Here is a 23,280-nt window from a genome sequence, read left to right on the forward strand (position 1 = left end):
AAGAATATGGCCAGTCCGCAAGCACGCTCCCGTTCCAAGGCCCGCGCCGCCGCGCGCCTCGGTGCCGTCCAGGCACTCTACCAGCGCGAGATGGAGGGCACCTCGATCCCCGCGCTGCTGCACGAGTTCCACCAGCACCGGCTCGGCGCGATCATCGAGGACGTCGAATATGCCGATGCCGACATCGCGTTCTTCGACGACATCGTCAGTGGCGCAGATGCCCGCCGCGAGGAGATCGACGGCATCATCGCGGCCAAGCTGAGCACGGGCTGGACGCTGGAGCGGCTCGACAAGCCGATGCGCCAGATCCTGCGCGCCGGCACCTATGAGCTGCTCGCCCGCGCCGACGTGCCGACCGCGGCCGTCATCAGCGAATATCTGGATGTCACCGACGCCTTTTACGATCGCCGTGAAAAGGGCTTCGTGAACGGCATCCTGGACGCGATCGCTAAGGACGCGCGCGGTTGACGCGCGCGCCTGCCCCGTGCCGGGCGGGATGAACGAGGCGGCGTTCCTTGCCTATCTGCGCCACCTGCCGCTCCATGCCGGAGCGCGCGGGCTGCGCGACGATGCGGCCGTGCTCGGCGACCTCGTCCTCACCCATGACGTGCTGGTGGAGGGCGTCCATTATCTGCCGGACGATCCGGCGGAGGATGTCGCCTGGAAGCTGGTGGCGGTGAACCTGTCCGATCTCGCCGCCAAGGGCGCGGTGCCGGAGGGTGTGCTCCTCGGCTATCCTCTTGCGGGTGACGACGCCTGGGATTCGTCGTTCCTGGCAGGGCTAGACGCCGCGCTGGCTACCTTTGCCTGCCCGCTGATCGGCGGCGATACGGTGAAGGCGCCCGCAGGCGTGCCGCGGACGCTGTCGCTGACGGCACTCGGGCGCTCGGTCCATGCGCCGGCGCGAAGCGGCGCGCAGCCCGGCGACCTGCTCTACGTGACCGGGACGATCGGTGACGGCGGCGCGGGGCTGGAAGTGGCGCTGTCAGGGGAAGGACCGGCGACGCTGCTCGCGCGCTATCGTCGCCCGACGCCGCGACTGGAAGAGGGACAGGCGCTCGCCTCCGGCGTGCATGCGATGATGGACGTGTCCGACGGGCTGCTGATCGATGCCGCGCGCATGGCCGAGGCCAGCGGGCTCGCGGTGACGATCGACCTCGCCGCGGTGCCGCTTTCGGCGGACTATCAGGCGGTGCGCGGCGGCGACCGCGAGGCGCGCCTCACCGCAGCGACGGCGGGCGACGATTACGAGCTGCTGTTCGCGGCACCCCCGGGACCGCTCCCGGTGGCGGCGACCTGCCTGGGCGTGTTCAGCGATGGCGAAGGCCTGACGCTCCACGACGCCGGCACGCCGATCCCGCTGCCTGGCCGGCTGGGCTTCGAACACGGGACCTAGTCGAACAGCCCGTCCTGCGATCCCGCCGGCGGGTTGAGCCCGAGATGCTTCCACCCCGGTCCGTTCAGGCACCGGCCGCGCGCGGTCCGCGCGATCAGGCCGAGCTGGATCAGATAGGGCTCGATCACTTCCTCGACGGTGTCGCGCGGCTCGCTGAGCCCCGCCGCGAGCGTCTCCACCCCCACCGGGCCGCCGCGATAGACGTCAGCGATCATCATCAGATAGCGCCGGTCCATCGCGTCGAGCCCCAGCCCGTCCACTTCCAGCCGATTGAGCGCCGCATCGGCCACCTTGGCATGCACCACCGCCTCGCCGAACACATTGGCGAAGTCGCGCACCCGGCGCAGCAGGCGTCCGGCGATACGCGGTGTGCCCCGCGAGCGCCGCGCCACCTCGCGCGCGCCATCCGCGGCGATGTCGAGCCCGAGCAGCCCGGCCGCGCGGGTCACCACCCGCTCGAGCTCGTCCACCGTGTAGAATTGCAGCCGCACCGGAATGCCGAAGCGATCGCGCAAGGGGGTCGTCAGCAGCCCCTGCCGGGTGGTGGCCCCCACCAGCGTGAAGCGCGGCAGATCGATCCGCACGCTCCGCGCCGAGGGCCCCTCGCCGATCATCAGGTCGAGCGCGCGGTCCTCCATCGCAGGGTAGAGTACCTCTTCCACCGCCGGATTGAGGCGGTGGATCTCGTCGATGAACAGCACGTCGCCGTCTTCGAGATTGGTGAGCAGCGCGGCGAGATCGCCCGACTTGACGATCACCGGCCCCGAGGTCGAGCGGAACCCCACCCCCATCTCGCGCGCGATGATCTGGGCGAGCGTGGTCTTGCCGAGACCCGGCGGGCCGAAGAACAGCACATGGTCCAGCGCGTCGCCGCGCGCCTTGGCGGCATCGATGAACACGCGCAGATTCTCGCGCGCGGCCTTCTGCCCGACGAACTCGTCGAGCGACTTGGGGCGCAGCGCAGCGTCGACGTCTTCGGGGCGGCGGCCGGCGGTGAGGAGGCGATCGGTGTCGGTCATGGCAAGAAAATCACATTGTAGCCGCCGCACGCGCGCCGGTCGATTGGCTGGACTGGCAAAGCCGCGGCGAAGCGCGCATCTAGGCGCACATGGTCGATCTGTACGTGGCAACCGCCATTTCCGACTCGCTCCGCGCCGAACTCGCGCGACGCTTCACGCTGCACGAGGGAACTCCGCCCGCGACCACCCGCGCGATCGTCGGCGGGGGACAATTGCAGCTCGGCGCCGCGATGCTCGATCGGCTGCCCGCGCTGGAAATCGTCGCGATCAACGGCGTCGGCTATGACGGGCTCGATCTCGATGCGCTGCGCGCCCGCGGCGTGCGGGTGTCGACCACCCCCGACGTGCTGACCGACGACGTCGCCGATCTCGCCATCGGGCTGATGCTGGCGGTGCAGCGCCGGATCGCCGCCAATGATGCGCTGGTGCGCCGCGGCTGTTGGAAGGCGCCGCTCGGCCGCCATGCGAGTGGCCGAAGGATCGGGATTTTCGGGATGGGCAAGATCGGCGCCGCGATTGCCGCCCGCGCCGCACCCTTCGCGCGCGAGGTTCTCTACACCGCCCGCAGCGCGAAACCGGTGCCCTGGCGCTATGTGCCCGACATCGCCAGCCTGGCGGAGGAGAGCGACGTGCTGATTCTGGCGGCGCCCGGCACCGCGGCGACGGCACACGTCGTCGACGCCGCCGTGCTGGACAAGCTCGGCCCCGCAGGTGTGCTGGTCAATGTCGCGCGGGGCAGCCTGGTCGACGAGGCCGCGCTGGTCACCGCGCTCTGGGCACACACCATCGCCGGCGCCGGGCTCGACGTGTTCGCCGACGAGCCGCACGTGCCCGAGGCGCTGCGATCGATGGATCAGGTCGTGCTCGCCCCCCACCAGGGCAGCGCGACGGCGGAGACGCGTGCGGCGATGGCGGCGCTGGTGCTCGCCAATCTCGACGCCCATTTCGCCGGCGAGCCGCTGCCCACGCCGCTGCTCTAGGGGCGCCCTGCCCCTCATCCCAGCAGCGTGCTCAGCACATCGGGATGGAAGCCCCAGCCGGCAAAGCCACACAGCCCCATGAACAGGCCGAAGGCGCCGAACACCCAGGCGACGACCAGCAACCAGCTGCTCTCGGCGAGCGCGGAAACCGCCGCGACCGAAATCGCCGTGGCGATCGCCGCGTCGCTGGCATCGAATTGGTCGTCATGCACATTGAGCGCGTCATACAGCGCCGCCTGTGCCTTGGCCTGCTCGGCAAGCTTGGGCGCCTCGACCTTGTACTTGGCAATATCGGCGTCGAGCCCCTTCAGGACCGGCGCCACCTTGGCCGGATCGCTCGCGATCGCCGCGATCTGCGCCCGGCTGGTTTCCGCCAGATGCTGCTTGGTCTTGGTCGCCTGATACTCGTTCCACAGGTCGACCGAACCCGACTGCGCCTGCTGCATCGCCTGGACAATATTGCCGTCCTTGATGTTGCACAGGCCGGTTGCGACCGACAGCACCACCACGGTGATCGCCACACGGCGGTTGAGGCGCTTGTCCTTGGCTTCGGCGGAGACTTCGATTTCCATGGCCGGCTCCTACTTCGCCGCCTTGCGCAGCGCGAGGCGGACCAGCGCGTCGAGCGTTGCTGCCGGGCCAAGCTCGTCGCTGGCGGCGTTGACCGCTGCGCTGGCTTCCGCAGGCTTGAAGCCGAGATTGAGCATCGCCGACACCGCATCGGACGCCGCGCCGCCGCTCGGCGCCGCCGTAGCCCCCACCCCGCCGAGCGCGAGGCCGCCGGCCTTGTCCTTCAGTTCGTTGACGATGCGCTGGGCGAGCTTCGGCCCCACCCCGTTCGACCGTGCGATCGTCGCGGAGTCGGCGCGCGCGACGGCGGTACGCAGTTCCTCAGGCGCGAGAATCGAGAGGATCGCCAGAGCCACCTTGGCCCCCACCCCCTGCACGCTGGTGAGCAGCTTGAACCAGTCGCGCTCGTCGGCAGTGGCGAAGCCCATCAGCCGGATCGAATCTTCGCTGACCAGCATCTCGGTATGGATGGTGACCTGCTCGCCCACCGCACCCAGCTTGTCGAGGGTCTTGGCCGAGGCGCCGACCAGATAGCCGACGCCGTTCACGTCGATCACCGCATGATCGGCGCCGCTGGACGCCAGTGCGCCGCGAAGATGGGCGATCATAGGCGGGGCTCCGAACGAGCGGAGCGCGGCGGCATGGAAGCGGGGAAGCGCAGCATGGCGGGTACATAAGCGGAACAGCGAAGCGGAGGAAGCGATTTTCCGCGCGAGCGTCTGGCAATCCCGCCGCCGATCCCCAACTCACCGCAATCGACGGGGGGACTTCACGATGATCCAGGTGACGCTGCTGCTGTTCTGGTTTGCCTTGCTGGTGGCGGACGGGACGCCGATCGGCCGGACGCTGCGGCGGCTATTGGTCGAAGCCCCTGCCCGCTGGTGCAACCGCTGGTCGCGCGGCGACATGCTGCTGGTGCTGGTGTTGCTCGCCGGCGCCGCCGCTATCCTGTGGCTGATGGAGGCCGAGAGCCGGTTGTTCCTGGGCATGTTCGGGCCGGATATCGTTGCCGGCGCCAGCATGCTCGAACTCGGCACGCTGCTTGACGTGGCGGTGACCGCCGTGGCGGTGTTCACCACGCTGCGCGTGCAGGGCCTGCGCCACTGGATCGCGGCGCGCTTCAGCCGTCGCCTGCCCCGCGCACGGCGTACCCGTCGCCCCGCGCGGCCGGCTGCGAATGACGATGGCGAAGGACCCCCCTTCGCCATCGCGGCCTAACGCTCAGGACCGCCAGCGCCAGTCGCCGTCGGTCTTCGCCCAGCTGATCCAGATCAGCGCCAGCGTGAGCGGCGCGAGCAGCGCGAGGAACAGCGGGTGCCGCGGCATCGCGAGGCGCACGATCAGCCCCGTCAGCAGCACGAACAGCGCCACGACCAGCCAGCCCTGCCACGTCACCGGCGTGGCGCCATAGCCGAATGCCTTGGGCTTGAACCAGAAGCCCGGGCGTACGCAATCCTCGGTCATTGCTCGTCTCCTTCCACCTGCCTGGGCGGGCGGCCGCGCTTGGGCCGCACCGGATCCGCCAGCTTCACCCCCCGCCGCGCCAGTGCCTCGCGCAGCAGGCATTCCACCTGCGCGTTGACGCTGCGCAGGTCGGTCGCCGCGCTCCGCTCGATCGCGGCGTAGAGCGCGGGATCGAGGCGGAGCGGGAAGGCCTTTTTCTGCGGGGGGACGCTCACGCCACGGCCTTACTGATAGAGCGAACCGGCATTCACCACCGGCTGGGTGTCGCGCTCGCCGCACAGCACCACCATCAGGTTGGAGACCATCGCCGCGCGGCGCTCGTCGTCGAGCTCGACGACATTCTTGGCCGAAAGCTGGTCGAGCGCCATCTCGACCATGCCCACCGCACCTTCGACCAGCGCCTTGCGCGCCGCGACCACCGCCTGGGCCTGCTGGCGCCGCAGCATAGCGCCGGCGATCTCCTGCGCATAGGCTAGATGGGTGAAGCCGCATTCGTCGACGGTGATGCCCGCCACCGCCAGCCGCGCGATCAGCTCGGCGCGGAGCTCGCCGCCGACCTGATCATGGTTGCCGCGCAGGGTGACTTCCTGATGCTCGAAATCGTCATAGGGATAGCGCGAGCCGATGGTCCGCACCGCCGCCTCGATCTGGACGTTCACGAACGCCTTGTAGTCGTCGACGTCGAACAGCGCCTGGGCGGTGTCGGTCACCCGCCACACCACCTGCGCCGCCATCTCGATCGGGTTGCCGCGCAGATCGTTCACCTTGATCTTGTCCGAGATCATGTTGTTGGCGCGGACCGAGACCTTGGTCTTGATCAGCCAGGGCCAGGACCAGCGCAGGCCGGTGGTGCGATCGGTGCCGCGATAGTCGCCGAACAGCAGGATCGCCGCCGCCTGGTTGGGCTGGAGCAGGTAGAAGCCGCACAGCACGAAGAGGAAGACAAGCGCCGCGAGCACGATCCAGGCGACCACCATCCAGTCCGGCAGCCGATCGATCTGCGTGAAGGCCAGCCCGCCCAAGGCCAGCGCCGCCACCGCGACCAACAACATGCCGTAGCCGCTCGTCGTATGCGCCACCGATTCGGCGCTCTGGCGCAATGCGGGTGCGGTGCTCCGTACGTCCGTCATTTTTCCCTCCTGAATTATGATATCATATTTATATCGAATCAGGGGGCCGGACAAGCGGATTCGGCGGACACGAAAAAGGCCGCCGGAGCATGTCCCCCGGCGGCCTCGATCTTCGGCGTTTAGGCCAGAACTCAGTTCAGGACGAGCGTCACCGCGCGGCGGTTCTGCGCCCAGGCGGCTTCGTCCGAACCCATCGCGATCGGACGCTCCTTGCCGTAGCTGATCGTGGTGATGCGATCGGCCGAGACGCCCTGCGCCGCGAGATAGTTCTTCGCGGCGTTGGCGCGACGGTCGCCCAGCGCGAGGTTGTATTCGCGGGTGCCGCGCTCGTCGCAGTGCCCTTCCAGGGTGATGCGCACGTTCGGGTGCGCGACCAGCCACTTTGCCTGGCTGTCGAGGATAGTGCGCGACTGCTGGTCGACGTCATACTGGTCGAGGCCGAAGTGGATCGTGTCGCTCGTCACTTCGCGGCGGAACTGCTCGGAGAGCGGCGTCGCCTGCGTGGTCTCGCCATTGCCATAGGGCTGGCTCGGCGCCGGGGTCTCGGTCGGCGCGGGCGGCAGCTCCTTCGGCGGCTTCTTCGAGCAGGCCGCGGTGGCGACGAGCGCAACGCCGAGCATCAGGCTGGGGACGAGCTTGGTCATGAAATCCTCCTTTTACGGGTGTCGCGCATGCCGCGCATTCGTTACGCTAGAGTTTCTACTCGGTGTCAGGGACGCACGGCGCCCCAATTTGGATCCGAGCCGTCGAGCGGCGTCGGCACTTTTCGCGTCGCGCGGCCGGTGAGGTCCACCGTCCACAGGTCCGGACGGCCCGATCCTTGCGCAGATCGGAAGAAGATGATGACGCGGCCATTGGGCGCCCAGCTCGGGCCCTCGTCGCCCCAGCTGTTGGTGAGCAGCTGCTCGCCGCCGCCCGAGGGGTTCATCACGCCGATGCGGAACGCGCCGCCGCCCATGCGGGTGAAGGCGATCTGGTCGCCGCGCGGGCTCCACGCCGGCGCCGCATAGCGCCCGCCGCCGAAGCTGATACGGTGCTGGTTGGAGCCGTCCGCATTCATCACGTAGAGCTGCTGGGTGCCGCCGCGATCGCTTTCGAACACGATCTTGGAGCCGTCGGGCGAATAGCTGCCGCCGGTGTCAATGCCCGGCGAGGTGGTCAGCCGCTGCGGGGTGCCGCCGCTGGCGGGCACACGGTAGATGTCGGTATTGCCGCCGACCGCCATCGAGAACACCACCCAGCGCGCATCGGGCGACCAGTGCGGCGCGAAGTTGAGCGCGACGTTGGCAACCAGGGTGCGGTCCTGCCGCGAGCCCAGGTCGTAGATATGGATCGAAGGGCGATCGCGCTCGAAGCTCATATAGAGGATCGCGTTGAGCTTGGGGCTCAGGCGCGGGGTCAGTACGATCGACTGGCCGTTGGTGAGGAAGCGGTGGTTCGCCCCGTCCTGGTCCATGATCGCGAGCTGCTTGCGGCGGCGGTTCTTGGGACCGCTTTCGGCGATATAGACGACCTGGGTGTCGAAATAGGGGCCCTCGCCGGTGAGCCGCGCATAGATCGCGTCGGCGCACTTATGGCCCGCGCGGCGCCATTCGCCCGGCGAGACGACGAAGCCCTGGCGGATCAGCTCCACCTTCGACGAAACGTCGTACAGATAGCAGCCGACCGTCAGCGTGCCGTTCGAGTTGGCGCGGACATAGCCCTGCACCAGCGACTGCGCGCCGGTACCGCCCCAATAGTCATAGGCAGGCGCGGTCACTTCCGGAAAGGCGACGGTGCGCAGCTGCGCCGGCGGCACCGGCGTGAACAGCCCCGAGCCGCGCAGATCGTTGGTGATGATGTCGGCGAGCTTCTGGCCCAACACGTCGGTCGAGCCGGCGGGCGTATCGACCACGGCCGAGGTCGGCATCGCGGGGATCGCGATCGGCATCGGCGCGGAGATGCCGCCGACGATATCGATCACCGGCTGTGCGCCGCCCTGCTGCGCCGGCTGCACGGCCTGGGCCTGCGCCTCGGGGCTGTTGGCGATCGGCGGCGGCGGGGTCGTCTGGGCGTGCGCGGTGGCCGCGAGGCAGACCGTCGCAAGGGCCGCAATCTTCAGTTTCATCGCTTCATCCTCATCCAGGCAGCTTGTAGCTGAACGCCAGGCTCTTCCAGCCGCTCGGCACGGCGTAGAGATTGGCGGGCAGCCCATGGATCGGCGTGCAGCCCTTGAAGGTGGCGATCGCCAGATCCTTCACCCGCTCCACATACCGACCATTGGTCGCATCGTTCCCCTGTACGCCGGTAATGTCCGGATCGCCCGCCAGCGAACCATCCGGATTGAAGTTCACCCGCAGCAGCACGCGGATACGCTCGGCACCGGGCCCGGGGGTGACCTGGCGGTTGGCGCAGGGCTGGATCTGCCGGGCGATCACGCCCCGGAAGCTCGCCACGTCTTCGGCCGAAGCCTTGCTGCCGGGGTTCTGCAGCGACGTGCTGGCGGTCTTGTTGTTCGAGCGGCCGAGATCGAGCCCCGCCAGGTTGCCGGTCGGCTTCACCGGGCGGCGTGCGCTGCCCGTCGCGGCGCTCTGCGACGGGGCGTTGCTCGGCTTGACAGGCGCGGCCTTGGATGGCGCTGCCGGCTTAGCGGGCTGTGCAGGCTTGGCCGGCTGCGGCTTCTCGACAGGCGCCGGCTTGGATTTGGGCTGCGGCTTCTCCGCCGGTGCCGGCTTGGGCTGCGGCGGCTGCGGCTTGGGCTGCGGGGCCGGCTGCGGCTGTGGCGGCGCGGGTTGCGGCTTCGGTTGCGGCTGCGGTTCCGGGGAAGGCGGCGGCGCGGCCTCGGGCTCGACCGGCGCCTCTACCGGCGACTTCTTCGCGGCTAGCTCTTCCTGGCTCGGCACCGGCGCGCTGCTCTCCAGCCCCACCTTGTCGGCGAGCGAGATGTCGATCGGAATCGCCTTGGGCGGCTCCTGCGGCGGCGTCTTCGCGAAGCTGAGCGCGAGCGCGGCGAACACCGCGGCATGCGCCGCGATGGATACGCCGAGCCCGATCCGCTCGCTACGGTCCATGGTCTCGCTCACTTCAGCGCTGGTCGCTCGGTTCGGTGAGCAGCGACACCTTGTTGAGGCCGGCCTGGTTGAGCTCGCCCATCACCCGCATCACCTTGCCATAGCCGAGCGCAGTATCGCCGCGCAGGTAAATAGCTGCAGGCTTGCCGTCAGGGCCCTTCTTCGCCGCGATCGCCTCCAGCCTGGCGGGCAGCTCGGCATCGCTCACCGCGTCGTTGTCGAGGAACACCTGGCCCTTGTCGTCGATGGAGATCTGGACCGGCTTCTGCTCCTGGTCCAGCGCCTTGGCGCGGCTCTCGGGCAGGTTCACCTGCACGCCGGCGGTCAGCAGCGGCGCGGTGACCATGAAGATGATCAGCAGCACCAGCATCACGTCGACCAGCGGGGTGACGTTGATCTCGGCCATCGGCGTGCGGCGGCCGCGGCCCTTGCCGGAGGGGAGGTGCATGGCCATCGGCTTAGCCCTCCATCTCCAGGCGACGGCTCAGCGTCGCGTGGAAGCCGTCGGCGAAGCGATTGAGCCGCGCCTCGACGCGGTTCACGGCATGGCTGTAGCGGTTGTACGCAATCACCGCCGGGATGGCGGCGAACAGGCCGATCGCGGTGGCGAACAGCGCCTCGGCAATGCCAGGTGCCACGACGGCGAGCGACGAGCTCTGCGCGGCGGCAATGCCGGTGAAGCTGCGCATGATGCCCCAGACGGTGCCGAACAGGCCTACGAACGGGGCGACCGAGCCCACCGTGGCGAGGAAGTTCAGGCGATCCGACAGCCGGTCGATCTCCATCGCGACGGTCGCCCCCATCGCGGTGGCGAGGCGCTCGCGCGTGCCTTCGCGGTCGATCGTCTTGCCCGCGGTCGAGCGGCGCCATTCGCTGACCCCGGCGGCGAACACCCGCGCGATTGGCTGGTCGCGGCCGGCGGCGCGGCGGTGGAATTCGTCGAAGTCATCGGCCTCGCGATATTCGGTCTCGAAGCGCTGCATCTCCTTGCGCAGCCCGCTGACCTTCAGCGCGAAGCCGACGATGATCGTCCAGGTCCACAGGCTGGCGAGCAGCAGGCCGATCATGACCAGCTTCACGACGATGTCGGCTTCCAGGAACAGATGGATCGGCGACAGGACGGCACCGGTTGAGACGGACGGCATGGACGCTTAACTCTCCTTCCACACGAGCGGTTCGAACGCGGCAAGCCACTCGGCCGGCTGGCGGCGCGGACGACCGCCCGGGCCGACAAAGGCGACCTCGACGGTCGCCTCGGTGACTATGGTTTCGCCCCGCATGACTCGTTGCTGAATATCCACGACGGCGGCGCGCAATCGGGTCAGTCTGCTGACAACCACCAGCGTGTCCCCAAGTTTCGCCGGCGAACGATAGCGAATGTCGATCCCCGCGACCGCATAGGCGCCCCCGCCCGCCTCGAACACGGCGCGCTGGTCGATCCCCATGCAGTCGAGCAGGTCGGACCGGGCGCGCTCCATGTAGCGCAGATAATTGGCATGGTAGACGACACCCGTGAAATCGGTGTCCTCGAAATAGACGCGGAGCGCGAACTGGTGCGTGCCGTCGACGATACGACCGGCCGGGGCTTCGGGGGTGGTGGTCATGAATTGGCCTCCTAGCGGAGGCGTCTCCGGAGAGGAACCCCAAAGGGGGTTATCCTTTCGTAGGAGGGGGGGGCTGGTTCAGGGCGGAGCGATGTAGCCTACTTAAGCCCCTCCTCCTGGGAGGAGGGGTTTGGGGGTGGAGGGATTCCAGACCAGAGGTTGGTCTCGGTGAGACACGGCCCCACCCCAACCCCGCATTAGGTGAACAGCGCCCCGCGCTGTTCAGGCGCTGCCGGGGGCAGCGCCGACCTGATGCGCCTGAGGGGAGGGGCTTAAGCGGCGTTAGAACAGCAGCCGCTGCGTGGAGCCGCCGCGCCCGACCGGGGCCCCGCCCCGTCGGCGCGAAAGCTCGGTCTCGGCGGTGAAGCGCACATCCTCGTCGCGATCGGTGAGGAAGCCCTCGAGCGAGTCCTCGGAGATCTCGCTCCACTCCTTGCCGCGATCGGGGCCGTAGCGAACGCGCGGCAAGAGGCCGGGCTGGCTGGACCATTCGATCAGCTGCGCGACGCTCGCCTGGTTGAGCATGTCGCGCAGGTGGAAGGCGGTGACATAGGCATCCGGAAAGGCGCGGTGCGCGGGCAAGCCGCGTTCATGCTCCATCCCCTCGGGCCGGCGCCAGTAGCGCAGCATCTGGTTGGAGAAGCCCGGGCTGTCCGGCCACAGCCGCAGCGCGCATTTCCAGGTACAGATCCAGTCCGCACCGCGCGTGAGCGCGGGCGTGCAGAACTGCTCCTCAAAGCTCGCGCGGTGCGCGGCGAGCGCAACGCGGCGCGGCCAAGGATCGAGGATGGGACGCGCGACGTCGTGCCAATAGGGCGCGTCGGCCACGTCCTCGTCGCGGATATGGTGGATCGCCATGGTCAGCGGCGGGATGCCGCGGCCGGGATTGACGAGGCGGTTGCCGCCCTCGCCCTGCAGTTCCCAGCGGCCGTCAGCGCCGAGCGCTACGTCCTGCCAGCCGATCTCGCAGACGGCATGGAGGGGCGGTTTGTCGCCGGTGGTCTCAAGGTCAATGACGCGGATGATCGAAGGTGGTGGCGGAGCCATGCGCGCGATGTGGGGGTTTTCTGGGGGAAATGCCAGCAAATCCTAGCCCCTCCCCTTCAGGGGAGGGGTTGGGGGTGGGGCAGTGTCTCACCGAGACCAACAGAGGTTCTGGAATCCCTCCACCCCCAACCCCTCCTCCAAGGAGGAGGGGCTTAAGATCGGTTGTTACTCCGCCGCCTTCTTCTTCGCCGGCGCCTTCTTGGCGGCAGGCTTCTTGGCCGCCGTGGCCTTCTCGCCCGCCGCAGCCTTGGCCGCGGGCTTCTTGGCCGCTGCTTTCTTCGCCGGCGCCTTCTTCTTCGCCTTGCCCTTGGCAGGCCCCTGCGCCGCCTTGGCGTCGATCAGCTGGGCGGCTTCCTCCAGGGTCAGCGCGTCCTTGTCGATCGTCTTGGGCAGGGTCGCGTTGGTTTCGCCATCGGTGAGATAGGCGCCGTAGCGGCCTTCCATCAGCTTGATCTCGGCGTCGGTACGCGGATGCTTGCCGAACACCTTGAGCGGCTCGCGTGCCGCCCCGCGCGCCGGGCGACCACCGCCCGCCGCCGCCTCGGCCAGCTTGACCACCGCCGCGTTCATGCCGGTCTCGAACACCTCTGCGGTCGACTGCAGCCGCGCATATTTCCCGTCATGCGCCAGATAGGGCCCATAGCGGCCGATCGAGGCGGTGATCGGGTTGCCCGTCTCCGGATGGTTGCCGATGGTGCGCGGCAGCTTGAGCAGCTTGAGCGCCCATTCGAGATCGAGATCGACGTCCTTCGGGATCGACGCCCGCGCCGCATCCTTGCCCTCACCGAGCTGGATATAGGGCCCGAACCGGCCCGACTTGCGCTCGACATTGAGCCCCGTTTCGGGGTCCTGGCCCAGCACCTCCGGCCCCGTGTCCTCGCTCCCCTCGCCGCCCGGCTGGCCGAAGCGACGCGTGTACTTGCACTCGGGATAGTTGGAGCACGCCACGAACGCACCGAACCGGCCGCCACGCAGCGCCAGCTTGCCGACGCCGCAATTCGGGCACAGCCGCGGATCGCTGCCGTCCGCCTTGGCGGGGAACAGATACGGCTCCAGGAACTGGTCGAGCGCCGCGGTAATGTCGGAGGGCTTCTGCTCCATCACCTCGGTGGTGCGCGGCTTGAAGTCGCGCCAGAAGGCCTCCAGCACCGCCTGCCACGCCGCACGGCCGCCGGACACGTCGTCCAGCTCCTCCTCCAGCTCGGCGGTGAAGTCGAACGAGACATACTTTTCGAAAAAGCGTTCGAGGAACGCGGTCAGCAGGCGGCCGCTCTCCTCGGCGAAGAAGCGGTTCTTCTCCACCCGCACATAGGCGCGGTCCTTGAGCACCTGGATGATCGAGGCATAGGTCGAAGGCCGGCCGATGCCGAGCTCCTCCAGCCGCTTGACCAGCGAGGCTTCGGAGAAGCGCGGCGGCGGCTGGGTGAAGTGCTGCTCGGCGTTGACCGCCTTCTTGGCCGGCGAGGCGCCCTCGCTCATGCGCGGCAGGCGGCGGCTGTCCTCGTCGCCCTCGTCGTCCTTGCCCTCTTCGTAGAGCGCGAGATAGCCGGGGAACAGCACCACCTGGCCGGTGGCGCGCAGGCCGTGCTGGCCGGTGCCATCCGCGAGATCGACGGTGGTCCGCTCCATGCGGGCCGACGCCATCTGGCTGGCGAGCGCGCGCTTCCAGATCAGGTCGTACAGCTTGGCATGGTCGCCCGAGCCGGCGCGGTCCTTGCCGAAATCCGTCGGGCGGATTGCCTCGTGCGCTTCCTGGGCGTTCTTCGCCTTGGTCTGATACTGGCGCGGCTTGTCGGGCACGTACGACCCGTCGTAGCGATCAGCCACCGCCTTGCGCGCCGCCTGGATCGCCGAGGGGTCCATCTGGACGCCGTCGGTACGCATGTACGTGATCGCGCCGTCCTCGTAGAGCGCCTGCGCGATCCGCATCGTGTGGCTGGCCGAGAAGCCGAGCTTGCGTGCGGCTTCCTGCTGCAGCGTGGACGTCGTGAAGGGCGGCGGCGGGTTGCGCATCGCCGGCTTGGTCTCGACCGCGACGACGGTGAAGCGGCCTTCCTCGACCGCCTTCTTGGCCGCCTCTGCGCTGCCCTGGTCGCCGATCGACAGGCGGTCGAGCTTCTCGCCCTTCCACTTGACGAGACGGGCCTGGAACGGCGTGCCATCCGATTCCATCTCGGCGATGACCGACCAATATTCCTGCGCGACGAAGCTTTCGATCTCGCGCTCGCGCCCGACGATCAGCCGCAGCGCCACCGACTGGACGCGGCCCGCCGACTTGGCGCCGGGCAGCTTGCGCCACAGCACCGGCGACAGCGTGAAGCCGACGAGATAGTCCAGCGCGCGGCGGGCGCGGTACGCGTCGATCAGATCGGTATCGAGCTCGCGCGGGCGCTGCATCGCCTCAAGGATCGCGGGCTTGGTGATCGCATTGAAGGTGACGCGCTCGACTTCCTTGGGGAGCGCCTTCTTGTTGCGCAGCACTTCCTGCACGTGCCAGCTGATCGCCTCGCCTTCGCGGTCAGGGTCGGTCGCGAGGATCAGGCGGTCGGCCTTCTTCGCCTCGTCGGCGATCGCCTTGAGCTGCTTCGACTTATCCGCATAGGTCTCCCACTCCATCGCGAACGATTCGTCGGGGTTCACCGACCCGTCGCGGGCGGGCAGATCGCGGACATGGCCATAGCTGGCGAGGACGCGATAATCCTTGCCGAGATACTTCTCGATGGTTTTCGCCTTGGCGGGCGACTCGACGATGACAAGCTGCATGAAGTGGTTAGACCGATCCCTACGTGTACGCGTGTAAGGTGGGGGGCGACGCTGCGGCGCGTCAAGCCGCTCGTTCGAAGCGCTAACGCCCCTCCCGCGACCGGGAGGGGCTAGCGTGCGATCAGGCGGTGGCCCGCATCCGCTCCAGCACCACGTCGATGTCCTTGGCGTCGTGGCGTTCTGGGACGCGCTGATCCTCCGGCCCGGTGCCGCGATTGACCAGCCGCCCGCGGCGCACCGGCTCGCGCTCGGCGGTCTCGGCGGCCCAGCGCAGCAGGTTCGGATATTCCTGGGCGTTCAGGAACACGTCGGCCCCTGCATAGGTCTCGCCGCGGAGCACCGCGCCGTACCAGGGGAAGATCGCCATGTCGGCGATGGTGTACTCGTCGCCCACCATGTAGCGGTTGTTCGCCAGATGCGTGTCGAGCACATGGAGCTGGCGCTTGGCCTCCATGGCATAGCGATCGATGGCGTACTGGATCTTGATCGGCGCATAGGCGAAGAAATGGCCGAAGCCGCCGCCCAGGAACGGCGCCGAGCCCATCTGCCACATCAGCCAGCTGAGCGTCTGCGCGCGCTTGGCAGTGTCGGTGGGCAGGAACGCGCCGAACTTCTCGGCAAGGTGGAGCATCATCGCGCCGCTCTCGAAGATCGGTAGCGCGGGGCTGATCGAATGGTCGACCATCGCCGGGATCTTCGAGTTGGGGTTGATCGCGACGAAGCCGCTGCCGAACTGGTCACCGTCGCCGATGTTGATCTTCCACGCGTCATACTCGGCGCCGGCATGGCCCGCGGCGAGCAGTTCCTCGAGCAGGATCGTCACCTTCTGCCCGTTGGGCGTGCCGAGCGAATAGAGCTGGATCGGGTGCTTGCCGACCGGCAGTTCCTTCTCGTGCGTCGCACCGGAGGTGGGCCGGTTGATGTTGGCGAACTGACCACCATTGCCCGGCGCCCATTCCCACACCTGGGGCGGGACATAGCCGGCGGGAAGGTTGTTCGCGGGATCGGGGGCGTCGGCCATGCTCATGTCTCCTCGGAGGATCTTGCCGGCGGCATGTAGGACGCGAGCGGCGACTTGCCAGACCCACGCACGACAAAGGGCCGGGCGCAGCTTATCGCCACGCCCGGCCCCTTGCCGCAGTGCTCGCGCCGATTAGCGGAAGCGGATGCCGACGCCGGCCATCACGCGCTGACGCGCGGTGTGGTCGTTATACTGCGAACGGACATACTGGACGTTCGCATAGACCGGCATGCGCGTCTCTTCGCCGGTGAACGAATATTCGACGCCGCCGCCGACCTGGTAGCCGTCGGTGCGGAAGTGATCGTAATAGCCGCCCGTCGGCGTATCGAGGCGCTTGCGCTGCTCGTTGCTGACATAGCCGCCCTTGGCGAAGATCAGCAGCTGCGGGGTGGCGAGCACGCCCGCGCGCACGGCCGCGCCATATTCGTCGAACGACTTGTGGCAGACGGTGCCGCCGCTCGCGGCCGAGCAATTCTCGTTCCACTCATTGGCGCGCCAGTAGCTGCCCTCGGCGCCGATCACGATGCGATCGCCGATCTGGCCGTCGAAGCCGATGGTGCCGCCATAGCCGAACTTGTCGTTATGGTTGCCCTGCGACTGGAACCGGTCGCCGCCGGCGTTGGCTTCGATGCGGATGCCGCGGAAGCTGGTGCCGTTGCTGCTGGTGGCGGTGTCCTGGGCCTGAGCGGCCGTTGCGGTGAAACCGAGTGCCGCGATGGCGACGATGAACGCTGAACGCATACGAATACTTCCCTTGGATTGGAGGGGTTTTTGCCTCCGCCGAAACCCTCCACCGGCAAAAGGTTTCCGCGACGCGGCGGAAAAGGGGTGCAACCGTGACAAAGATGCAACAGGTTGAAGATGCGTCGGCGCCGTAGCGTCGCGCCACGTGCGCTTGCCGCCAGCGGTCGGACGCGGCAAAGCCGTGGCATGCCCGCCGGCCCGTTTTCCTTTCGCCACCTGGTTCGCCCGCTGCTGTTCGTCTTGGGGGCGGTGCTCGCTTGCTACGCGCTGGCGCTGGTGCCGCGCGAGGTGCATCCGCTCGAGCTCACCTTCAACTCGATGCTCGACCATCTGCTCCGCGGGCGGTTCGACGTTGATCCTCGGCTTGTCGGCCGCGAGGGGTTTACCATCGGCGACCAGGTCATGGCCTATTGGGGGATCTTCCCGGCGCTGCTGCGCCTGCCGATGACGCTGTTTCCCGGCTGGCGGTATCTCGACTTCACGATCGGATCGTGCCTGATCGCACTCGCGGGGATGGTGGCCACCAAGCTGTGGACGCTGCGGCTGATCCGGCGCGAACTGCCCGCCCTCCCCGCCTGGCTGGACCGGGCGATGGTGGTGGTGCTGGTGCTGTCCGGCGCGCAGACCTGCTTCCTGCGGTTCAGCCTCTACCAGGAGGTGTGCCTGTGGGCGGCGCTGTGGGGCGCCCTGTTCGTGGCCGCCGCAATCCATGCCCAGCTGCGCGGGCTCGGCCGCGAGGCGTTGCTGGTGATGGCCCTCGCCGCCGGGCTGGCGATGCTGACCCGCGTTTCGCTCGGCATCGGACTGGTCGCTGCGTTCGGCGGCGTGCTGCTAATCGAAGCGGTGCGAAGCCGCGCGGATCTGCGCGGCTGGCTCGCCACCGCCGTTCTGCCGATGCTGCTGCTGGCGCTGCTGGGGCTGATGACCGCCGGGGTAAATATCGGGCGCTGGGGCAATCCCTTCACCTTCGCCGACTACCACCACTACAACTATAACGAATGGTATCCGGACCGCATGGTGCGGATGGCCGAACAGGGCCTGTTCAATCTCCGCCGCGTCCCCTTCGGACTAATCTATTATTTCGCGCCGGTCTGGGTGCTGCGCGGTGCCGATGGGCAGCTATTGTTGGAGGCAACGCGCGCGAAGTGGATCGATGCGGCCGAGCTGCCGCCGAGCAGCTTCCTGCTGACCGATCCGCTGCTGCTGACGCTGGGCGCATTGGCGATCCTCGGCTGGGCTCGCCATGCGAGCGTCGACCGGGTCCGAGGCATCGCCGTGGCGCTCGGCCTCGCCATTCCCGCCGGGCTGATGCTGTGCGCGGTGAGCATGAACTTCCGCTACCGACTCGATTTCTACCCGCTGTTCGAGTTCCTCGCCTTTTCGGGGCTGATCGTGGCCGGCCACGGGGGAGCGGCGCCGGGTCCGCGCTGGACAGCGGTCCTGGCGACCATATCGGTGTTGGCCTCGCTGCTGGTCGGCGCCGCGTATCTGGTCGGGCGGCTGGGGCCCGGCCAGTTGCTGATCGGCGATGGCGTCGGCGCTTATTATCTCCAGGCCTTCGGGCTGCGCTGAGCGGCTAGCGCAGCGACACCCGCGCGCCAGCGTGTCGCTCCAGCCGGCCCGCCAGCTCCAGTTCGAGCAGCACCGTCTGCACCACTGCAGGCGCACAGCCCGACTGCCGGATCAGCTCGTCGACGCCGACGGGCACCGGGCCAAGCAGCCCCGCCACGCGCCGTCGATCGGCATCGCTCGCATCCTCCGGGGGCGCTGCGCCGAAGCGATCGCCCGGCGCCCGCACCACCCGCGAGTCGATCGGCCGGACCTGTTCCCAGATGTCGTCGGCCGACTGCACCAGGATCGCACCCTCGCGAATCAGCAGATTGCACCCCTGCGCGCGCGGATCGAGCGGCGAGCCGGGCACCGCCATCACCTCGCGCCCCGCCTCCGCCGCAATCCGCGCAGTGATCAGGCTGCCCGAGCGCGGCGCGGCTTCCACCACCACAGTACCCAGCGACAGTCCGGCGATGATGCGGTTGCGCGCGGGGAAGAAGCGCGCAAGCGGCTCGGTACCCGGCGGCTGTTCGGTGACGAGCAGGCCCTGGCGCGCGACCCGCTCCTGCAGCTCGGCATTCTCCGGCGGGAAGACGATATCGATACCGCTGGCGATCACGCCCACCGTGCCGCCGGCGAGCGCCCCCTGGTGCGCGGCGGTGTCGATGCCGCGCGCCAGACCCGAGACCACCGTGGCGCCCTGCTCGACCAGCCCGATGGCGAGCTGGCGGGCGAAGCGGCATGCGGCAGCCGAGGCGTTGCGCGCGCCGACCATCGCGACGCATGGTCGCTCCAGCAGCGTCATGTTGCCGCGCACGATCAGCGCGGGCGGCGCATTGTCCAGCTCGGCGAGCAGCGGCGGATAAGCGGGATCGTCGAGGAATAGATAGCGCGCGCCGAGCCGCTCGACCGCGGCGATCTCGCGCCGCACCGCGCCGGCATCGGCGATCTGCGGCGCCCGCCCGCCGCCGCGCGCGGCGAGCATCGGCAGCGCATCCAGCGCCGCCTCGGCCGCGCCGAAGCGGGCGATCAGTTGGGCATAGGTGACGGGACCGACATTGGCGGAGCGCAGCAGCCTCAGCCGCGGCTCCCGCCCGTCAGCCACGCTTGCTGCCGACCCTGGGTTCGGCGCCGCTGAGCAGCCGATCGATATTCTCGCGGTGCTTCCACAGCACGATCAGCGCCAGCGCGAGCAGCATCAGCACCAGGTCGAGCCGGCCGAAAAAGGCAGCGCTCACCGGCGCGCTGACCGCCGCCGCCATCCCCGAGACCGAGGAGATCCGCACCGTCGCGAGCAGGCCGAGCCACACGGCGGCATAGACGAGGCCGGAGGGCCAGTAGAGCGCGAGCACCACGCCCATCAGCGTCGCCACGCCCTTGCCGCCGCGGAACTTGAGCCAGACGGGATAGCAATGGCCGATGAACGCCGCCGTTGCCGCCAGCGCGGCGGTACCGGGCAGGAAGGCCGCGGCGAGCAGCACCGCCACTGCGCCCTTGGCCATGTCGAGCAGCAGCGTCGCCGCCGCCAGACCCTTGCGGCCGGTACGCAGCACGTTGGTCGCGCCGATATTGCCCGATCCGATCTGGCGCAGGTCTCCCGCCCCCGCGGCGCGCGTAAGCAGCACCCCGAATGGGATCGAACCGAGCAGATAACCGAGCAACAAGGCCCCGGCCGGGGCCATCCATGGAACTTCCGTGGGCAATGCGGCCCCCTTTCGTTCCTCCGTGTAGCCGCATCCCTTACCCAAACGCAATGATCTGCATCAGCGTGCAGACGGGCGCGATGTTGACGCTGGCGTGCTGCCTCGGCCATGGCCGGGGCATGGCCGATCGTCGTCCCATACTCTTCTTCGATTCTGGCGTCGGCGGCTTGTCGGTGCTCGGCCCCACCACTGCGCTGCTGCCCCAGGCACCTTTGGTCTATGTCGCCGATTCGGCGGGCTTTCCTTACGGCACCAAGAGCGAGGCGGAGATTGCCGCGCGGGTGCCGGCGCTGCTTGGACGGCTGGCGGAGCGCTATGATCCGCGGCTGATCGTGATCGCCTGCAACACCGCCTCGACGATCGCGCTCCAGCATGTCCGCGCCGCGCTCGACCTGCCGATCGTCGGCACCGTGCCGGCGATCAAGCCCGCGGCAGAGACCAGCCGCACCCGGACAATCGGCGTGCTGGGCACCGCGGCGACGGTACGCCAACCCTATGTCGACGATCTCGCCGCGCGCTTCGCGGGGGACTGCGCGGTGCTGCGCCACGGCTCGGCGGCGCTCGTCGAGCTGGCCGAGGCCAAGCTTGCAGGCGAGACGATTGCGCCCGAGGTCATCGCCAACGAACTCGACGGCCTGTTCCACCAGCCCGGTGGCGACCGCATCGATGTGATCGTCAATGCCTGCACGCACTTCCCGCTGCTGGAGCCCGAGATGCGCGCGGTAGCGCCGGCGGGCGTGCAGTTCGTGGATGGCGCTCCCGGCATCGCGCGCCGAGTCGCCTATCTCACGCGCGAGCAAAGCTGGCCCGCCGACCTTCCCCCCGGCCGCGCCGTGTTTACCGCGCGCGACCATCGTGCAGATGCGCTAGCCCCGACGCTGGCCCGCTACGGGCTCAGCCGCATCGAGACGCTGTAGGGCTCAGGCGAAGTCGCCGAGCACTGCCTGCGGATCGCGCACGGCGATCTTGGCGGTGTAGCGGTCCGCCATTTCCTGGTGGACGCGTCGCGCACTGCTATCATCGCACTTGCCCGCGCGCTCACGCTCCTGCCGGGCACGCCGTTCAAAATATTCGATATCGTTCTTCGCCATGGGCCGCTCTCCATGCCAGGCGGGAGCTCAGCGTCTCTCAGCCGCGGACCTGCTGGCGCCCCGAGTCGTCCGCGATACCCTTTGTTTACCACAAGCGAAGCTGCAGATCCCTGATCTTGCGCAATCATCGACTACCGACCGCAATATTCTTCATCGCCCCGATGCTGCAGACGCGGCGGACAACCCCTATCTCCCGCGCGCATGCCCTCCGGCCATGCACTGGGAGCAATCCTGATCCTATACGGTGGTTCACGTGCTAGAATTGCTGAAAATTAAGGCGTAGAGAGATTTTCCATGCAGCGCCAAGACGCCTCCGCGCCCGCGATCGACTATACGCGGGTCTTCACCCAGGCCATCGACCGCCTCCACGCTGAGGGGCGCTACCGGGTCTTTATCGACATCCTGCGCAACAAGGGGATGTTCCCCAATGCGCGCTGCTTCGCCGGGCATAACGGGCCGAAGCCGATTACGGTGTGGTGCTCGAACGATTACCTGGCGATGGGGCAGCACCCCAAGGTGATCGCAGCGATGGAAGAGGCGCTGCATGATGTCGGCGCAGGCTCCGGCGGCACGCGCAACATCGGCGGCAACACCCACTACCACATCGATCTCGAGCGCGAGCTGGCCGACCTGCACGGCAAGGAGAACGCGCTGCTGTTCACCTCGGGCTATGTCTCCAACGAAGCGACGCTGGCGACGCTGGCCAAGGTGATGCCGGGCTGCATCATCTATTCGGACGAGCTCAACCACGCCTCGATGATCGCCGGCATCCGCAATTCCGGCTGCGAGAAGCGGGTATGGCGCCACAATGACGTCGCCCATCTCGAAGAACTGCTCGCCGCCGACGATCCCTCGGTGCCGAAGCTGATCGCGTTCGAGAGCGTCTATTCGATGGACGCGGACATCGCGCCTATCGCCGAGATCTGCGACCTGGCCGACAAGTACAATGCGCTGACCTATCTCGACGAGGTCCATGCCGTCGGCATGTACGGACCGCGCGGCGGCGGCATCGCGGATCGTGAGGGCCTCGCGGACCGGCTGACGATCATCGAAGGCACGCTGGGCAAGGCGTTCGGCGTGATGGGCGGCTATATCGCTGCCGACCAGGTGATCATCGACGTCATCCGCAGCTATGCGCCGGGCTTCATCTTCACCACCTCGCTGTCGCCGGTACTGGTCGCCGGCGCGCTGGCGAGCGTGCGGCACCTGAAGAGCTCCAGCGTCGAGCGCGAGGGCCAGCAGGCCGCCGCGGCGATGCTCAAGCAACTGATGAACGACGCCGGGCTGCCGGTGCTGCCCTCCACCACCCACATCGTGCCGCTGATGGTGGGCGATCCGGTCAAGGCCAAGAAGATCAGCGACGTGCTGCTCGCCGAGTACGGCGTGTATGTGCAGCCGATCAACTACCCGACGGTGCCGCGCGGTACCGAGCGCTTGCGCTTCACCCCCGGCCCGTCGCACGACGAGGCGATGATGCGCGAGCTGGTGGATGCGCTGGTCGAGATCTGGGGCCGGCTGGAGCTTCGGCTGGCGGCTTGAGCGCCGTCAGTCGAGGGTGATCTGGCCGCCGAGGCCAGGCACGTCCATCGGTTCACCGAACGGCACGATCCTGGCCTCGCCATAGGCGGTGCCGCTAGCGTCCAGCACGAAGCAGTGGGTCACCCGCGCGACGCTGTCGACAACCCAATACGCCGGAATGCCAGCCGCGCCATATTCCTCGCGCTTTTCGCCGAGGTCGCGCTTCTGCGTCGTCTCCGCCACTTCGATCGCAAACAGCACTTCCTCGCCGCGCAGCGCCTTTTGCGGCAGCGCGCCAGGGCGCAGAACAGCGATATCGAAAGCACGGACCGTATGCGCATCGATGCGAATGACAACATCCGCGCCTGCTTTCGTCCCCGCAGCCTGCACGAGGGGGAAAAGCAAGCCGATCAGGCGCGCGTTCAGCTCGCCATGCGACCAGTCGGCCGGCATCATCTTTTCGATTTCCCCCCGGACCAGTTCCGCCCGCATATCCTCGAACGCCCCCAGTTCGAGCATGTGCAGGAAATCGTCCGCCGTGAACGGCGACGCCCACTCCTTGTTGGATGCGAGGCGGACCTGCTGGTTCATGTCGTGCAGTGTAGCACGGCAGGTACTTCCGAGGCGAT

At 68.2% G+C, this 23,280-nt stretch carries 27 protein-coding genes; 7 read left to right on the top strand and 20 right to left on the bottom strand.

Annotated elements, in window-relative coordinates; genetic code table 11:
- Positions 1-6: 6 nt before the first annotated feature.
- Together nusB and thiL are read left to right on the top strand one after the other, a co-directional pair.
- Complete coding sequence (gene nusB, locus ABIC35_RS11305) at positions 7-468, top strand: transcription antitermination factor NusB (RefSeq protein ID WP_121073911.1); 462 nt, start codon at positions 7-9, stop codon at positions 466-468.
- A gap of 28 nt (positions 469-496) precedes the next feature.
- Positions 497-1,396, top strand: a complete 900-nt coding sequence (gene thiL / locus ABIC35_RS11310) for a thiamine-phosphate kinase (RefSeq protein ID WP_121073908.1) — start codon at positions 497-499, stop codon at positions 1,394-1,396.
- On the opposite strand, the gene ruvB is transcribed toward thiL, so the two are convergent.
- Positions 1,393-2,415: a Holliday junction branch migration DNA helicase RuvB gene (gene ruvB, locus ABIC35_RS11315; protein ID WP_121073905.1), complete on the bottom strand. Its 1,023-nt coding sequence runs from the start codon at positions 2,413-2,415 to the stop codon at positions 1,393-1,395. The two genes, thiL and ruvB, sit on opposite strands and share 4 nt — an antisense overlap.
- A gap of 89 nt (positions 2,416-2,504) precedes the next feature.
- On the opposite strand from ruvB, the gene ABIC35_RS11320 reads away from it, so the two are divergent.
- Positions 2,505-3,395, top strand: a complete 891-nt coding sequence (locus ABIC35_RS11320) for a 2-hydroxyacid dehydrogenase (protein ID WP_121073902.1) — start codon at positions 2,505-2,507, stop codon at positions 3,393-3,395.
- A gap of 14 nt (positions 3,396-3,409) precedes the next feature.
- Here the strand turns inward: ABIC35_RS11320 and ABIC35_RS11325 are convergent, their stop codons facing one another.
- Both ABIC35_RS11325 and ruvA read right to left on the bottom strand, forming a co-directional pair.
- Complete coding sequence (locus tag ABIC35_RS11325) at positions 3,410-3,967, bottom strand: DUF4337 domain-containing protein (protein WP_121073899.1); 558 nt, start codon at positions 3,965-3,967, stop codon at positions 3,410-3,412.
- Positions 3,968-3,976: 9 nt separating this feature from the next.
- Positions 3,977-4,573 (bottom strand): Holliday junction branch migration protein RuvA, encoded by a 597-nt coding sequence (ruvA, locus tag ABIC35_RS11330; protein ID WP_121073896.1) that lies wholly within the window; start codon positions 4,571-4,573, stop codon positions 3,977-3,979.
- A gap of 166 nt (positions 4,574-4,739) precedes the next feature.
- On the opposite strand from ruvA, the gene ABIC35_RS11335 reads away from it, so the two are divergent.
- Positions 4,740-5,183: a hypothetical protein gene (locus ABIC35_RS11335; RefSeq protein WP_121073893.1), complete on the top strand. Its 444-nt coding sequence runs from the start codon at positions 4,740-4,742 to the stop codon at positions 5,181-5,183.
- Between the two features lie 3 nt (positions 5,184-5,186).
- Here the strand turns inward: ABIC35_RS11335 and ABIC35_RS11340 are convergent, their stop codons facing one another.
- From ABIC35_RS11340 to ABIC35_RS11400, 13 genes are all read right to left on the bottom strand, one after another.
- Positions 5,187-5,429: a hypothetical protein gene (locus ABIC35_RS11340; RefSeq protein ID WP_121073890.1), complete on the bottom strand. Its 243-nt coding sequence runs from the start codon at positions 5,427-5,429 to the stop codon at positions 5,187-5,189.
- The gene (locus ABIC35_RS11345; RefSeq protein ID WP_121073887.1) at positions 5,426-5,644 is read right to left on the bottom strand and encodes a toxin-antitoxin system HicB family antitoxin; all 219 of its coding nucleotides are present in this window, start codon (positions 5,642-5,644) and stop codon (positions 5,426-5,428) included. The genes ABIC35_RS11340 and ABIC35_RS11345 overlap by 4 nt, the downstream gene beginning before the upstream one ends.
- Positions 5,645-5,653: 9 nt before the next feature.
- Positions 5,654-6,559, bottom strand: a complete 906-nt coding sequence (locus ABIC35_RS11350; RefSeq protein ID WP_121073884.1) for an SPFH domain-containing protein — start codon at positions 6,557-6,559, stop codon at positions 5,654-5,656.
- A gap of 131 nt (positions 6,560-6,690) precedes the next feature.
- Positions 6,691-7,203, bottom strand: coding sequence for a peptidoglycan-associated lipoprotein Pal (gene pal / locus ABIC35_RS11355; RefSeq protein ID WP_121073880.1), 513 nt, complete (start codon positions 7,201-7,203; stop codon positions 6,691-6,693).
- 65 nt (positions 7,204-7,268) lie between these two features.
- The gene (gene tolB / locus ABIC35_RS11360; protein ID WP_354278440.1) at positions 7,269-8,666 is read right to left on the bottom strand and encodes a Tol-Pal system beta propeller repeat protein TolB; all 1,398 of its coding nucleotides are present in this window, start codon (positions 8,664-8,666) and stop codon (positions 7,269-7,271) included.
- Positions 8,667-8,676: 10 nt separating this feature from the next.
- On the bottom strand, positions 8,677-9,609 hold the full coding sequence (locus ABIC35_RS11365) for a cell envelope biogenesis protein TolA (RefSeq protein ID WP_121079133.1): 933 nt from the start codon (positions 9,607-9,609) through the stop codon (positions 8,677-8,679).
- Between the two features lie 13 nt (positions 9,610-9,622).
- Entirely contained in the window at positions 9,623-10,063 is a 441-nt protein-coding gene (gene tolR / locus ABIC35_RS11370) for a protein TolR (RefSeq protein WP_121073877.1), read from the bottom strand.
- 4 nt (positions 10,064-10,067) lie between these two features.
- A complete protein-coding gene (gene tolQ / locus ABIC35_RS11375; protein ID WP_093298119.1) occupies positions 10,068-10,754 on the bottom strand; it encodes a protein TolQ in 687 nt (228 codons plus the stop codon).
- Between the two features lie 6 nt (positions 10,755-10,760).
- Positions 10,761-11,213, bottom strand: a complete 453-nt coding sequence (locus ABIC35_RS11380; RefSeq protein ID WP_121073874.1) for a YbgC/FadM family acyl-CoA thioesterase — start codon at positions 11,211-11,213, stop codon at positions 10,761-10,763.
- A 282-nt stretch (positions 11,214-11,495) separates the two neighbouring features.
- Complete coding sequence (locus ABIC35_RS11385; protein ID WP_121073871.1) at positions 11,496-12,260, bottom strand: exonuclease domain-containing protein; 765 nt, start codon at positions 12,258-12,260, stop codon at positions 11,496-11,498.
- 165 nt (positions 12,261-12,425) lie between these two features.
- Complete coding sequence (gene topA / locus ABIC35_RS11390; RefSeq protein ID WP_121073868.1) at positions 12,426-15,023, bottom strand: type I DNA topoisomerase; 2,598 nt, start codon at positions 15,021-15,023, stop codon at positions 12,426-12,428.
- A 121-nt stretch (positions 15,024-15,144) separates the two neighbouring features.
- Entirely contained in the window at positions 15,145-16,044 is a 900-nt protein-coding gene (gene yghU / locus ABIC35_RS11395) for a glutathione-dependent disulfide-bond oxidoreductase (RefSeq protein WP_121079131.1), read from the bottom strand.
- 132 nt (positions 16,045-16,176) lie between these two features.
- Positions 16,177-16,785, bottom strand: coding sequence for an outer membrane protein (locus ABIC35_RS11400; RefSeq protein WP_121073865.1), 609 nt, complete (start codon positions 16,783-16,785; stop codon positions 16,177-16,179).
- A 189-nt stretch (positions 16,786-16,974) separates the two neighbouring features.
- Between ABIC35_RS11400 and ABIC35_RS11405 the strand changes: the two genes are divergently transcribed.
- Positions 16,975-18,360, top strand: a complete 1,386-nt coding sequence (locus ABIC35_RS11405) for a hypothetical protein (protein ID WP_121073862.1) — start codon at positions 16,975-16,977, stop codon at positions 18,358-18,360.
- 4 nt (positions 18,361-18,364) lie between these two features.
- Here the strand turns inward: ABIC35_RS11405 and dprA are convergent, their stop codons facing one another.
- Positions 18,365-19,444: a DNA-processing protein DprA gene (dprA, locus tag ABIC35_RS11410; RefSeq protein WP_121073859.1), complete on the bottom strand. Its 1,080-nt coding sequence runs from the start codon at positions 19,442-19,444 to the stop codon at positions 18,365-18,367.
- Positions 19,437-20,021 carry a glycerol-3-phosphate 1-O-acyltransferase PlsY gene (gene plsY / locus ABIC35_RS11415; RefSeq protein ID WP_121073856.1) on the bottom strand — a complete coding sequence of 195 codons (585 nt, stop codon included), beginning with the start codon at positions 20,019-20,021 and terminating at the stop codon, positions 19,437-19,439. Before plsY ends, dprA begins: the two co-directional genes overlap by 8 nt.
- Before the next feature lie 140 nt (positions 20,022-20,161).
- On the opposite strand from plsY, the gene murI reads away from it, so the two are divergent.
- A complete protein-coding gene (murI, locus tag ABIC35_RS11420; protein ID WP_121079129.1) occupies positions 20,162-20,959 on the top strand; it encodes a glutamate racemase in 798 nt (265 codons plus the stop codon).
- A 3-nt stretch (positions 20,960-20,962) separates the two neighbouring features.
- On the opposite strand, the gene ABIC35_RS11425 is transcribed toward murI, so the two are convergent.
- Positions 20,963-21,133, bottom strand: a complete 171-nt coding sequence (locus ABIC35_RS11425) for a hypothetical protein (RefSeq protein ID WP_183049304.1) — start codon at positions 21,131-21,133, stop codon at positions 20,963-20,965.
- A gap of 294 nt (positions 21,134-21,427) precedes the next feature.
- Here ABIC35_RS11425 and hemA point away from each other — a divergent pair, with 294 nt between their 5' ends.
- Positions 21,428-22,672, top strand: a complete 1,245-nt coding sequence (gene hemA / locus ABIC35_RS11430) for a 5-aminolevulinate synthase (protein WP_121073853.1) — start codon at positions 21,428-21,430, stop codon at positions 22,670-22,672.
- A 6-nt stretch (positions 22,673-22,678) separates the two neighbouring features.
- On the opposite strand, the gene ABIC35_RS11435 is transcribed toward hemA, so the two are convergent.
- Positions 22,679-23,242 carry a Uma2 family endonuclease gene (locus tag ABIC35_RS11435; RefSeq protein ID WP_121073850.1) on the bottom strand — a complete coding sequence of 188 codons (564 nt, stop codon included), beginning with the start codon at positions 23,240-23,242 and terminating at the stop codon, positions 22,679-22,681.
- Positions 23,243-23,280: the final 38 nt, after the last annotated feature.

It is taken from the genome of Sphingomonas trueperi, from assembly GCF_040545965.1.
In the GTDB taxonomy this organism is placed as follows: Bacteria; Pseudomonadota; Alphaproteobacteria; order Sphingomonadales; family Sphingomonadaceae; genus Sphingomonas; species Sphingomonas trueperi_C.

Bases quoted from the DNA above. Each gene is read 5' to 3' on its own strand.
- murI (WP_121079129.1), top strand. From the start codon at position 20,162: ATGGCCGATCGTCGTCCCATACTCTTCTTCGATTCTGGCGTCGGCGGC.
- plsY (WP_121073856.1), bottom strand. From the start codon at position 20,021: ATGGCCCCGGCCGGGGCCTTGTTGCTCGGTTATCTGCTCGGTTCGATC.
- ABIC35_RS11385 (WP_121073871.1), bottom strand. From the start codon at position 12,260: ATGGCTCCGCCACCACCTTCGATCATCCGCGTCATTGACCTTGAGACC.
- tolQ (WP_093298119.1), bottom strand. From the start codon at position 10,754: ATGCCGTCCGTCTCAACCGGTGCCGTCCTGTCGCCGATCCATCTGTTC.
- ABIC35_RS11400 (WP_121073865.1), bottom strand. From the start codon at position 16,785: ATGCGTTCAGCGTTCATCGTCGCCATCGCGGCACTCGGTTTCACCGCA.
- pal (WP_121073880.1), bottom strand. From the start codon at position 7,203: ATGACCAAGCTCGTCCCCAGCCTGATGCTCGGCGTTGCGCTCGTCGCC.
- topA (WP_121073868.1), bottom strand. From the start codon at position 15,023: ATGCAGCTTGTCATCGTCGAGTCGCCCGCCAAGGCGAAAACCATCGAG.
- ABIC35_RS11365 (WP_121079133.1), bottom strand. From the start codon at position 9,609: ATGGACCGTAGCGAGCGGATCGGGCTCGGCGTATCCATCGCGGCGCAT.
- ABIC35_RS11435 (WP_121073850.1), bottom strand. From the start codon at position 23,242: ATGAACCAGCAGGTCCGCCTCGCATCCAACAAGGAGTGGGCGTCGCCG.
- ruvB (WP_121073905.1), bottom strand. From the start codon at position 2,415: ATGACCGACACCGATCGCCTCCTCACCGCCGGCCGCCGCCCCGAAGAC.
- ABIC35_RS11405 (WP_121073862.1), top strand. From the start codon at position 16,975: ATGCCCGCCGGCCCGTTTTCCTTTCGCCACCTGGTTCGCCCGCTGCTG.
- ABIC35_RS11350 (WP_121073884.1), bottom strand. From the start codon at position 6,559: ATGACGGACGTACGGAGCACCGCACCCGCATTGCGCCAGAGCGCCGAA.
- ABIC35_RS11325 (WP_121073899.1), bottom strand. From the start codon at position 3,967: ATGGAAATCGAAGTCTCCGCCGAAGCCAAGGACAAGCGCCTCAACCGC.
- nusB (WP_121073911.1), top strand. From the start codon at position 7: ATGGCCAGTCCGCAAGCACGCTCCCGTTCCAAGGCCCGCGCCGCCGCG.
- tolB (WP_354278440.1), bottom strand. From the start codon at position 8,666: ATGAAACTGAAGATTGCGGCCCTTGCGACGGTCTGCCTCGCGGCCACC.
- tolR (WP_121073877.1), bottom strand. From the start codon at position 10,063: ATGGCCATGCACCTCCCCTCCGGCAAGGGCCGCGGCCGCCGCACGCCG.
- ABIC35_RS11320 (WP_121073902.1), top strand. From the start codon at position 2,505: ATGGTCGATCTGTACGTGGCAACCGCCATTTCCGACTCGCTCCGCGCC.
- ABIC35_RS11380 (WP_121073874.1), bottom strand. From the start codon at position 11,213: ATGACCACCACCCCCGAAGCCCCGGCCGGTCGTATCGTCGACGGCACG.
- ruvA (WP_121073896.1), bottom strand. From the start codon at position 4,573: ATGATCGCCCATCTTCGCGGCGCACTGGCGTCCAGCGGCGCCGATCAT.
- ABIC35_RS11335 (WP_121073893.1), top strand. From the start codon at position 4,740: ATGATCCAGGTGACGCTGCTGCTGTTCTGGTTTGCCTTGCTGGTGGCG.
- thiL (WP_121073908.1), top strand. From the start codon at position 497: ATGAACGAGGCGGCGTTCCTTGCCTATCTGCGCCACCTGCCGCTCCAT.
- ABIC35_RS11425 (WP_183049304.1), bottom strand. From the start codon at position 21,133: ATGGCGAAGAACGATATCGAATATTTTGAACGGCGTGCCCGGCAGGAG.
- ABIC35_RS11340 (WP_121073890.1), bottom strand. From the start codon at position 5,429: ATGACCGAGGATTGCGTACGCCCGGGCTTCTGGTTCAAGCCCAAGGCA.
- hemA (WP_121073853.1), top strand. From the start codon at position 21,428: ATGCAGCGCCAAGACGCCTCCGCGCCCGCGATCGACTATACGCGGGTC.
- yghU (WP_121079131.1), bottom strand. From the start codon at position 16,044: ATGGCCGACGCCCCCGATCCCGCGAACAACCTTCCCGCCGGCTATGTC.